Origin of the sequence: Rufibacter roseus, from assembly GCF_001647285.1 — a bacterium.
Taxonomy (GTDB): domain Bacteria; phylum Bacteroidota; class Bacteroidia; order Cytophagales; family Hymenobacteraceae; genus Nibribacter; species Nibribacter roseus.
In genome coordinates this window covers 1-6970 of the sequence record NZ_LRML01000030.1, presented here as the reverse complement: position 1 = coordinate 6970, position 6970 = coordinate 1, and the positions used below count along the sequence as shown (strand labels likewise).

Genomic DNA, 6970 nt, shown 5'->3' with positions numbered 1-6970 from the left:
TGCTCAGCAAGAACAGCGGGGATTTCCGTTTCAAGGTTAAGAGTAAGCAGATTTAAGAGTAAATTTCTTTTTTTAGCTGCTTTCAGAGTGTTCATCAGGAGCATGGAAATAGTCAATGGTCCTACCCCACCTGGCACTGGCGTAATGTAGCTGCACTTAGGAGCCACGTTGTCAAAATCTACGTCGCCGCGCAGTCGCCAGCCACGGGCACGCGATGCGTCTGTTACTCTCGTGGTTCCTACGTCAATCACTACTGCTCCTTCTTTGACCATATCTTCCGTGATTAAACCAGGTCTTCCAACGGCTACAATTAAAATGTCTGCCTGGCGGGTGTGGTGCGCCAGATCAACGGTGTTGCGGTGGCAAATAGTTACCGTGGCCTCACCGGGAATAGTGCACTTGCTCATCAAGATACTGATAGGCGTGCCTACAATGTTGCTTCTACCCACCACCACACAATGCTTGCCCTTGGTATCAATGTTGTACCGCTCCAGCAACTGCATGATTCCGTACGGAGTAGCTGGCAGATAGGCAGGTAAACCCGCTACCATGTGCCCCACGTTAATTGGGTGGAAACCGTCTACATCTTTGCGGTAATCCATTACTTCCAATACACGGTCTGAGCTTATGTGCTTTGGCAATGGCAGCTGTACAATCAAACCATCTATCTCAGGGTTCTGGTTGATTTCTTTGATCTTGGTTAGCAGTTCCTCTTCTGTGACGTCATCTTCATAGTGCAGCAGAGTGGACTCAAAACCCACCCGCTCACAAGCCAGCACTTTGTTGTTCACGTACGTCATGGAGCCGCCGTCATGGCCTACCAGAATGGCTGCCAAATGTGGGGCTTTCCCGCCTTGCTCTTTTATTTTGGCCACTTCGGCCGCTATTTCACTCTGAATGGCTTCGGAAGTTTTTTTTCCGTCTAAAAGGGTCATTCTTTTAATTAGAAATTATGAATTAGAAATTATGTATCATGTGGTGGAAAGGAAAAATAAAACCCGGCGCAAAAGGGCCGGGTTTCACGATCAATCCAATTTAAGCACAGCCAAGAAGGCTTCTTGCGGAATCTCCACATTGCCAACCTGGCGCATGCGTTTTTTCCCTTTCTTCTGTTTTTCTAATAATTTACGCTTCCGGGATATATCACCGCCGTAGCATTTAGCCAATACGTTTTTACGCAAAGCCTTTACCGTTTCGCGGGCAATGATTTTCTGACCTATGGCAGCCTGAATGGCTATTTCGAACATTTGGCGCGGCAGCAGCTCTCTTAGCTTTTCGCAGAGGCGCTTGCCCCAGTCATAGGCTTTGTCGCGGTGCACGATAGCGCTCAAAGCATCTACTTTCTCACCGTTCAGCATGATGTCCAGCTTTACCATGTGCGACTCACGGAACCCAATAAGCTCATAGTCAAGGGAAGCGTAGCCACGGCTTATGGTTTTGAGTTTGTCGAAGAAGTCAAACACAATCTCGGCCAGTGGCATTTCGAAAATAAGCTCCACGCGGTCTGAGGTCAGGAAGTTCTGCGCCTTTAGAATTCCGCGCTTATCCATACAAAGCGAGATTATAGGGCCAATGTATTCAGCCTTAGAAATGATCTGCGCTTTGATGAAAGGCTCTTCAATGTGGTCTATAAAGTTAGGCTCAGGCATTTCAGAGGGGGCGCTCACGGCTATTTCACCCTCTTTGGTGGTGAATGCTTTAAACTGAACCGACGGTACCGTGGTGATAACCGTCATGTCAAACTCACGCTCCAGACGCTCCTGCACAATTTCCATGTGCAGCATGCCCAAGAACCCACAACGGAACCCGAAACCCAACGCGGCCGATGTCTCCGGCTCCCACACCAACGAGGCATCATTCAGCTGCAGCTTTTCCATGGAAGAGCGCAGTTCTTCATATTCTGAGGTTTCCACCGGATAAATACCGGCAAACACCATGGGTTTCACTTCCTCAAAACCTTGTATCTGAACGGTGTTTGGGTTGGCGGCGTGGGTAATGGTATCTCCTACTTTTACTTCTTTGGCATTCTTGATGCCCGAGATCAAATAGCCCACGTTTCCGGCGCCCATTACCTCACGGGGCTCCTGGTTTAGCTTTAGTACGCCAATTTCATCGGCCTCATATTGTTTGCCCGTGGCTATGAATTTTACCTTATCTCCCTTCCGGATGGTGCCGTTCATGATCCGGAAGTATACTTCAATACCACGGTAAGAGTTGAACACCGAGTCAAAAATCAAGGCCTGCAAAGGAGCTTCCGGGTCTCCTTTAGGAGCCGGAATACGTTCACAGATAGCATTCAAAATGTTTTCTATACCAATTCCGGCTTTACCTGAAGCATGAATGATTTCTTCTCTTTCACAGCCGATCAGGTCAATGATCTGGTCACTTACCTCTTCAGGCATGGAGTGCGGCAGGTCAATCTTGTTCAAGACCGGAATAATCTCCAGATCGTTGCCTATGGCCAGGTACAGGTTAGAAATTGTTTGCGCCTCAATACCCTGGCTAGAATCTACAATCAACAAAGCACCCTCACAGGCTGCAATAGAACGAGATACTTCATAACTAAAATCGACGTGGCCTGGGGTGTCTATGAGGTTGAGCACATAGTCTTCCCCTTTATAATGGTAGTTCATCTGAATGGCGTGGCTCTTGATAGTGATGCCCCGCTCCCGCTCCAGATCCATGTTATCTAACAACTGGTGCTGCATTTCCCGCTCGGCTACGGTCTGGGTAAACTCCAACAGACGGTCGGCCAGGGTACTCTTGCCGTGGTCAATATGCGCAATGATGCAAAAATTGCGGATGTTCTTCATAGAATACGATTACAAAGACCAAAGATACAAAGAAAAGCGCGGTGGTGGAATGAGTTTCTGTTGGGCAATAAGACTTTTTCTGGCGAGCCTGGTGTTTTAAGGCCATTTTCTTAAAACCAGGTGAAAAACAGAATTCAAGAATACGGTAGGTTGCCTACCCTTTGGTTTTAACTAAGCACATTTATCCGTAAGCTATACGTATAATACGTTTATTTACGTATAGCTTACGGATACGACCTCCCCTCTCACACTAATCTTCATTGGCATTTGTTCTGTTCTTAAGTGTAGTAAATGCCTTTTTTAAGCTTTGAAAGGCATTTTCAATATTCTGTTGCAAACCTGTTGCCTAATATGTATATTGAATAAGTAAAGGCGGAACGCCCTGAAAAAAGAAACTGGATCAAAATGGAGGGCTCCACCTTCACATATAGTGCAGATAGTGGGAGCCCGACTCCTTTTAGCCGGTAGTTGCCAGCAATGCAAAATATGATAGAGATTACAAAAAGAGCGGGTGACAGTTTGGGTTTCGTCAATAAAGTGGAGCGGATTATCCTCGACAGAGTTTTGCTATGGACACCTGATGAACTTTACATAACCTGTATTGACAACTGGTTCGACGACAAATGGCTTAAATTCTCTGGCACGATAGTGCATGAAATATCTGTACACCGATTAGTAGATGTCACTCTGCCGCCTTTCCACCCAAACCGAGTAATTAGCAGCGACTATTACCTAAAACAAGAAAAGGGCTATTTAAGAAAAGAAGTAAAGGCCCCGCTTCACATTTATCAGAACAGCACCAGCAATCTAAAGAGAAGAATCATCGACTTTTCCATGAACGGATTATTCATCTGGTACAGCGGGAACTCTGAATCAAACGGAACTGGAAGCATAATGGGATACCTAGTGCAAGCTGACAATATATTTACCTTTTACTTGGCTCTTTCAAGCGATTTAGATTGGGGTGTGAAAAAGTCTATTGGTTTGACGGCTAAAGAGGCAAATTCTATATTGTTAAAAAAAACCAGCAACGTTATAAAAACACAGCTGGCAACATTGTATAAAAATCATGCTACGGCCGACGGCCTAGCACGTTTTTTTATACGAGGCCGTTGGGTGGTATAAAAAACAAATGAAAACAATAGGTGCCATACTTCTCTTAGGTCTTTCTGCCTGCATATCCCCTAAGCCTGGTGTTTGGCAGACTATGGATTTAGGTGAGTTCACCATTACTGTACCTAAGGGAAGCAAAGTACAATCACAGGAAAGCGTTGATTCCAATAGAGCAAAAATAATTGGTGATGGGTTTGAATTTACCTTTGACTATGGCGCTTACTCCCCGAAGCTAACTCTATCACCTGAAGAGTACATTCAAATGGAAGAGTGGCATATGGATGAATCATTTGGCCCCTTGTTCTCCATATTAAAACCAAGTCCAACTCTTGAATCTGTAGTAAAAAAGGATGACTCCACTTATTTAGCAACTTATAAGGCCAGAGAATGCATCAATAGTGATTCCTGTTCTTTGAATATAGACCGCGACCTCTACAGGCGATATTTTGCCATAAAAGATTCTACTTTGGAATATGAATTTCGACTACCTAAAGAGCTTTTACAGCATGATTTTACCGTATCAACCACAGATTCGACTTTCAAGAGGGTTTTCATTCCTAATGAACTGAATAAGCACGACGCAGGGGTGTACATGATAAACAGAAACAGCTGTATAGAAGACAATGAATACCATTGCTGGAAACAGTTAGCTTTATTTACAAGCGGCACAGTAAAGATTAGTAGAAGTGAATTAAAGGAAATACTGAATAGCGTAACACTAAAATAATATTACACCACCCAACATTGTGCATAAGTCATGCTACGGCCGACGGCCTTGCACGCCTCATGCACTAGACGTTGGGTAGCATTAAAATTAAAAATGAAAGAACTCCTAGATAAGTATGCCAAGGATAGGTTCGGAAACTTAGAAACACCCGAAACTGCCGAAGAAAAGCAACAATTGGCTAGAGAGGTCTTCGGCAAAAATCTTGTGGACGTTCTTGACGGCTGGTTAGAAGTCGCTTTCGACCTTGTTGACAATCCTGAACCTGAAGAGCCATTTCCAAGGGAGAATGAATCATTTAGAGGAGACAAAGCCTTTAGAGAAACTTTTAGAAAGCTGGACTCCCAGACAAAAGAGAAGATTAAAGAGCTTATAACAGATACAGCAACAGGGATTCTTTTCAGCACCCTTGTATCCTTTGACCAATTCGACTACGGACAACTTAAGTTATCCCTCTCCCCAAAGACAATCGACAATCTTGACGAGGAGTGGATTATCACAGATGAAAAACTGGACTTGCACGACGAGCTGAACGAATGGGTTGAAAATTACAGCAAAAAAGTAAAAAATAACGCTACCTAACACTGTATAAACACCAAGCTACGGCCGACGGCCTTGCTCGTTGTTTATACTAACCGTTGTAAAACATTTAAAAAATTATAATGAAATCAATTCTACTATTAACAAGCCTTATTTTCTGGTGTGGGTTGTTTGGCAACTTTGATTGTGGCGATGGGATTGTCTATGTAAATGAAAAGCAAACCCAATACGATTCAAGATTTACAAATTTCCCCAAAATAGATGGACAGCCTAAACTTAAGGATGGCACAGCGGATTTGAATAAGATTATAGAGGCTCAACTAAAAGTAGCCGACGAGGCGAAGAATAGTGTGTTCAGAGAAAATTTCATCTTTACCGTTACCTGTGAAGGAAAAATACAAGATATTCAAACCCTTGGTGACCCAAAGATGTCTAACTGGACAAACATAATTGAAATTATCAAAGGCACAGAAGGAATGTGGATACCTGCATTGATAGACGGCAAACCAGTTGATTGTATATATTTTGGTAAGAAGACTGTCGTTGGAAACAAATATTAAAAAAACATTTTACAACAACACCTAAACGTAAGCCTTCGGCCGACGACCTCACCCTTCGTTTAGGCCAGTACGTTGTAGCACATTAAAAAAGTAATGAAATGAAGATTCTCGCCTACACGACCTCGATTCTTGTGGCTGCATTAGTTTATTTTCTTTTTGCAGCTTATATGGGAGTTTCGGCGGGACTAAACTCTTGGTTTCCGTTGATAAGCTTTTATTGTGCTTTAGTAGTTATCGGATGGCTTAGTTGGTTTCATTTCTTTTATCCAAAAATTGGAGCAATCCTATTGACAATATTTCTAATATTAATGTTTTCAAGTTGGCCTGCCTTTTTACTAGTTGAACGGATAACTGGAGAGTATAAACCTAGTTTGTGGGAATCTCTTATTCCTTTAGGTCTAATTTCTATAGCTATATATTTCGTTTGGATGGGATATTATAAAAAACAGGTGTTAAACAAATATTTAAAATACATTCTTGCAATTCCTCCTGCTCTTCTGGCATTGTACGCGGGCGGGTATTTTACAATAATATATTTTGGTTAAAATAAAAATAACGAGCTACAACAACACCTAAACGTCTGTCTTCGGCCGACGGTCTCGCCCGTCGTTTAGCCAAGTACATTGGCATTAATAAAAAAAAACTCAAATAATTAATAAATAAAAAGACCTATCCAATTGCTCTAGCTATTACCTTATTTATTTTATACTTTGGGATTGGGTACTTTCATATCTTTTTCAAACAAGGCCCGATTAAATGGCTCCCATTTATTGTAATTTTTGCTTTAGTTCCTTTTTTAACTTACAAGTCACTAAAGTTTTATCAAATAAACGAAAATACATGTGTGGGATTAGCTGTAGGTTCAGTTTTACTAATTGGGCCTACATTCGGACTTTGGATTGGAAAAATATCGGATTACGAATTCTCAAATTACGGTGCGACAACAAAGGGAATCGTAGTTGAAAAATGGTATAGTAAACCATCTAGGAAAAGAGAAGGGCATTGGCTTGTTAAATGCAAATTCTCAGTCGACGATGAACAATATAGCACTTACAACGTGAGGGATAGTGAAAATAGCTTTAAAATTGGTGATACATTGCTGATACAATATTCTAAACGGAACCCAGAAAACAACGTGATACCAGCTTTAGAAAATAACTAATGCCAACGGTCTCGTATAAAAATCATGCTACGGCCGACGGCCTAGCATATTTTTATAC

Annotated in this window: 8 protein-coding genes; 6 read left to right on the top strand and 2 right to left on the bottom strand. The window is 42.4% G+C overall.

Annotated elements, in window-relative coordinates; all coding sequences use genetic code 11:
- Both A8O23_RS21025 and lepA read right to left on the bottom strand, forming a co-directional pair.
- Nucleotides 1-935, bottom strand: a 935-nt coding sequence (locus tag A8O23_RS21025; protein ID WP_082883206.1) for a bifunctional 5,10-methylenetetrahydrofolate dehydrogenase/5,10-methenyltetrahydrofolate cyclohydrolase, incomplete at its 3' end; no start/stop codon positions are given.
- Between the two features lie 90 nt (nt 936-1025).
- Nucleotides 1026-2813, bottom strand: a complete 1788-nt coding sequence (lepA, locus tag A8O23_RS21020; RefSeq protein WP_066626094.1) for a translation elongation factor 4 — start codon at nt 2811-2813, stop codon at nt 1026-1028.
- A 486-nt stretch (nt 2814-3299) separates the two neighbouring features.
- Between lepA and A8O23_RS21015 the strand changes: the two genes are divergently transcribed.
- The 6 genes from A8O23_RS21015 to A8O23_RS20990 all read left to right on the top strand — a co-directional run bounded on the left by A8O23_RS21015 (nt 3300) and on the right by A8O23_RS20990 (nt 6912).
- Entirely contained in the window at nt 3300-3938 is a 639-nt protein-coding gene (locus A8O23_RS21015; RefSeq protein WP_066626092.1) for a hypothetical protein, read from the top strand.
- Nucleotides 3939-3945: 7 nt separating this feature from the next.
- On the top strand, nt 3946-4653 hold the full coding sequence (locus tag A8O23_RS21010) for a hypothetical protein (RefSeq protein WP_066626089.1): 708 nt from the start codon (nt 3946-3948) through the stop codon (nt 4651-4653).
- A gap of 93 nt (nt 4654-4746) precedes the next feature.
- Nucleotides 4747-5232, top strand: a complete 486-nt coding sequence (locus A8O23_RS21005; RefSeq protein ID WP_066626082.1) for a hypothetical protein — start codon at nt 4747-4749, stop codon at nt 5230-5232.
- An 80-nt stretch (nt 5233-5312) separates the two neighbouring features.
- Complete coding sequence (locus A8O23_RS21000; RefSeq protein WP_066626079.1) at nt 5313-5750, top strand: hypothetical protein; 438 nt, start codon at nt 5313-5315, stop codon at nt 5748-5750.
- A 98-nt stretch (nt 5751-5848) separates the two neighbouring features.
- Entirely contained in the window at nt 5849-6295 is a 447-nt protein-coding gene (locus tag A8O23_RS20995) for a hypothetical protein (RefSeq protein ID WP_066626074.1), read from the top strand.
- 299 nt (nt 6296-6594) lie between these two features.
- The gene (locus A8O23_RS20990; RefSeq protein ID WP_066626067.1) at nt 6595-6912 is read left to right on the top strand and encodes a DUF3592 domain-containing protein; all 318 of its coding nucleotides are present in this window, start codon (nt 6595-6597) and stop codon (nt 6910-6912) included.
- Nucleotides 6913-6970 lie beyond the last annotated feature (58 nt).